This window comes from Streptomyces torulosus (genome assembly GCF_001419765.1).
In the GTDB taxonomy this organism is placed as follows: domain Bacteria; phylum Actinomycetota; class Actinomycetes; order Streptomycetales; family Streptomycetaceae; genus Streptomyces; species Streptomyces torulosus.
In genome coordinates this window covers 1-3,905 of the sequence record NZ_LIRK01000648.1, presented here as the reverse complement: position 1 = coordinate 3,905, position 3,905 = coordinate 1, and the positions used below count along the sequence as shown (strand labels likewise).

Below are 3,905 nucleotides of genomic sequence, written 5' to 3'. Positions count from 1 at the left end.
TTCCTCTCCGACCACGAGGGCGTCGGCAACCTCTACTCCTGCGCGTACGACGGCTCCGACCTGCGCCGCCACACCGACCACGACGCCTTCTACGCCCGGCACGCGGCGAGCGACGGCAGCCGGGTGGTGTACCAGTGCGCGGGCGACCTGTGGATCGTCGACGACCTCGCCCCCGACGCCGTGCCCCGCCGGCTCGACATCCGTCTCGGCGGATCGCTCACCGGGCGGCGGCCGTACCAGGTGCCGGCCGCGCAGCACGTCGACGGCCTCTCCGTCGACGAGACGGGCAGGGCCAGTGCCGTCGTCGTCCGCGGCAGCCTGTACTGGCTGACCCACCGCGACGGGCCCGCCCGGACCATCACCGACACCCCCGGCGTCCGCGTCCGGCTGCCCGAGATGCTCGGCTCCGGCGCCCAGGTCGCGTACGTGACGGACGCCGACGGCGAGGACGCCGTCGAGATCGCCTACCTCCCCCGTGCCACCGGCGACCGCGAGCCCCGCCGTCTCGCGTCCGGCGCGGTGGGTCGTGTCCTGGAGATGGTCGCGGACCCAGCCGGCGAGCGCCTCGCCCTCGCCGCGCACGACGGCCGGCTGCTGCTGCTCGACGCCACGGAGGAGTCCAACGGCGAGGTCACCGAGATCATCACGTCCCTCAACGGGCCCGTCCGCGACCTCGCGTTCTCCCCCGACGGCAGCTGGCTGGCCTGGTCCCATCCGGGCATCGGCCGCAGCCTGCGCCAGATCAAGATGGCCCGCCTGAAGGACCGGCTGATCGTCGACGTCACGGGAGGCCGCTTCGAGGACGAGAACCCGGTGTTCACCGGCGACGGCCGCTATCTGGCCTTCCTGTCCTGGCGCGGCTTCGACCCGGTCTACGACGTCCACACCGGCGACCTGTCCTTCCCCCTCGGTTGCCGCCCCTATCTGGTCCCGCTCTCCTCCGCCACGCCCTCCCCCTTCGCCCTCAACCCCGACGGCCGCCCGGTCGCCGGGGGCATGGACCCCGGCGAGGACGAGGATGCCGGCGGCACGGTCACCGTGGAGGTCGAGGGCCTGGAGAACCGGGTCACGCCCTTCCCCGTCACCGCCTCCAAGTACTCGGCGCTGTGCCCGGTGAACGGCGGCGGTCTGGTCTGGCTGCGCTGGCCGATCTCCGGCGCCCTCGGCGAGACCTTCGCCAACCCCGACGACATGACCGGGCGCCCGACCCTCGAGTACTTCAACATCAGCAAGGCGAAAAAGTCCGAACTCGTCTCCCACCTCGACTGGTTCGCGATCAGCGGCGACGGCACCCGTCTCGTGGTCGTCGACGAGGGCGACCTGCGGGCCGTGCCCTCCACCGAGTCCGGCGACAGCGACAGCACCGTCTGGATCGACCTGCGGCGCATCATGCACGAGGTCGACCCGGCCGCCGAGTGGCGCCAGTCCTACGCCGAGGCGGGCCGGCTGATCCGTGCCTACTTCTGGGACCCGGGCATGAGCGGCATCGACTGGGACGGGGTCCTCGACCAGTACCGGCCCCTCGTCGAACGGGTCGCCTCCCCGGACGAGTTCGCCGACCTCCTGCGCGAGGTCCTCGGCGAACTGGGCACCTCCCACGCGTATGTGTCCGCCGCCCGCCGCAACGAGGGCCCGCCCCACTACCAGCGCCGCCAGGGCCTCCTCGGCGCCAACTTCGTGCGCCGGGACGACGGCTGGCAGGTCCGCCGGGTCCTGCCCGGCGACTCCTCGGACTCCAAGGCCCGCTCCCCGCTCGCCGGTACGGGCATCCGCGAGGGCGCCGTCCTGACCCATGTCGACGGCCGCCCGGTGGACCCGACGACGGGCCCGTTCCCCTTGCTGGCGGGCGCGGGCGGCACGACGGTGGAGCTGACGTTCACCCCGGTGGCGGGCGAGGGTCGCGCGCGCCGGGTGGCCGTGGTCCCCCTGCTCGACGAGCGCCCCCTGCGCTACCAGGACTGGGTCTCCAAACGCCGCGAGGTCGTCCATGAACTCAGCGGCGGCCACTGCGGCTACCTCCACATCCCCGACATGGGCGGCTCCGGCTGGGCCCAGTTCAACCGCGACCTGCGCATGGAGGTCTCCCGCCCGGCCCTGATCGTGGACGTGCGCGGCAACGCGGGCGGCCACATCAGCGAACTCGTGGTGGAGAAGCTCACCCGAAGGATCCTCGGCTGGGACCTCACCCGGGGCGCGCAGCCGGTGTCGTACGCCTCCAACGCGCCGCGCGGCCCGGTGGTCGCGCTGGCCGACGAGGCGACCTCGTCCGACGGCGACATGATCACGGCGGCCTTCAAGCTCCTCGGACTCGGCCCGGTGGTGGGCCTGCGCACCTGGGGCGGCGTCGTCGGCATGACCGGCCGCCACCAGCTCGGCGACGGCACCGTCATCACGGTCCCCATGAACGCCGCCTGGTTCGACGCGTACGGCTGGTCCATCGAGAACCGGGGCGTCCTGCCCGACGTCGAGGTCCACCGCACCCCCCTCGACTGGGCCGAGGGCCGCAACTCCCAACTCGATGCCGCGGTCTCCCTCGCCCTGGATCTCCTCAAGTCCCACCCCGCCGCGAACCCCCCGGACTACGGCAACGTGCCGGACAGGTCCCGCCCGAAACTGCCGCCGAGGACTAGCGGCTGAGAAGCTGCCGCCGAGGACCGGCGGCCGACGCGAGAACGGGGCGCCCTCGGTGAAGAGGGCGCCCCGCTCAGGATCTCAGCGGACGCTCGACTCAGATGTCGTAGTCCTGCTGGAACCGGTCCTCGGCGTCACGCAGGTCGCGGTCGCGCTCGCGCTCGCCCTGCGGCTGCCGGCCGCGCTGCCCAGGCTGCTGCTGAGCACGCTCACGCTCCTGACGTGCACGCTCCTCCGGGGACATCCGCTCCGACTCCTGCGGAGCCCGCCCGGCCTTCTGCCGCGCCTGGTGCTTGAGCTGCTCGGACTTCTCCTGGAACTGGTCCTTCATGCCCATGTGGTTTCACTCCCAATGTGGGTGAGGGGATCGGGCCTCGACCAGACAAACACGGGCGGACATTCAACGCATTTCGATCACTCACTCACGGTCACCGAGCACCCGGCGCTCCCGCTCGTCGGCGGCACCGCCCGCCCCCACCAGCCCGGTCGGCACGCCCTGCAGCCGCCCTTCGAACCGCCGCACCTCACGCGGCCCGAAAGCCCCGATCAGGCCCGGCAGATACCCCCGGACGCCCTGCATGCCCCGCAGCCACCACTGCCCGTAGACATGCCCGGACCGCCGTTCGATCCCGGCCACGATCCGGTCCACGGCCGGGCCCAGCGGATACGTCTTTCCGGCCGGCCAGGGCAGCCGCTGCCGCAACTCCCGCATGGCGTGCTCCTGATCGGCCCCGCGCACCATGTCCGTGTCGGTCCACGACAGATACGCGACCCCGACCCCCACGCCCTTGTGCCCGACCTCGGCCCGCAGGCTGTGCGCGTACGCCTCGACACCCGCCTTGGACGCGCAGTACGCCGTCATCATCGGCGCCGGGGTGATCGCGGCGAGGGAGGCGATCTGCAGCAGATACCCCCGGCTCTCCACGAGCGCGGGCAGGAACACCCGCCCGGTCACGGCCGATCCGACGAGGTTGACCTCGATGACCCGCCGCCAGGCGTCCGGGTCGGAGTCGACGAAGGGACCGCCGTTGGCGACACCCGCGTTGGCGACCACGATGTCCACCCGGCCGAAGCGCTCCTTCACCTCGGCGGCGACCCGCGCCATCGCCTCGTGGTCGGTGACGTCGGCGTGCCAGAACTCGCTCTCGCCGTAGAGGCGTTCACCGACCCCCTTCAGCTCGTCCGGCTCCAGCCCGACGAGCGCGACCTTCGCCCCGCGCACCGAGAGCTTGCGGGCGAGGAGTTCCCCCACGCCCCGCGCGGCCCCGGTGACC

Annotated in this window: 3 protein-coding genes; 1 reads left to right on the top strand and 2 read right to left on the bottom strand. The window is 72.6% G+C overall.

Annotation, left to right across the window (positions count from 1 at the left end; all coding sequences use genetic code 11):
- The coding region (locus AOK23_RS36405; RefSeq protein WP_055716787.1) for a S41 family peptidase at window positions 1-2,637 on the top strand (2,637 nt) is incomplete at its 5' end.
- A gap of 91 nt (window positions 2,638-2,728) precedes the next feature.
- On the opposite strand, the gene AOK23_RS36400 is transcribed toward AOK23_RS36405, so the two are convergent.
- Together AOK23_RS36400 and AOK23_RS36395 are read right to left on the bottom strand one after the other, a co-directional pair.
- Window positions 2,729-2,968 (bottom strand): hypothetical protein, encoded by a 240-nt coding sequence (locus AOK23_RS36400; protein ID WP_055716786.1) that lies wholly within the window; start codon window positions 2,966-2,968, stop codon window positions 2,729-2,731.
- A gap of 81 nt (window positions 2,969-3,049) precedes the next feature.
- On the bottom strand, window positions 3,050-3,905 hold an 856-nt coding region (locus AOK23_RS36395), incomplete at its 5' end, for an SDR family oxidoreductase (protein ID WP_055716785.1).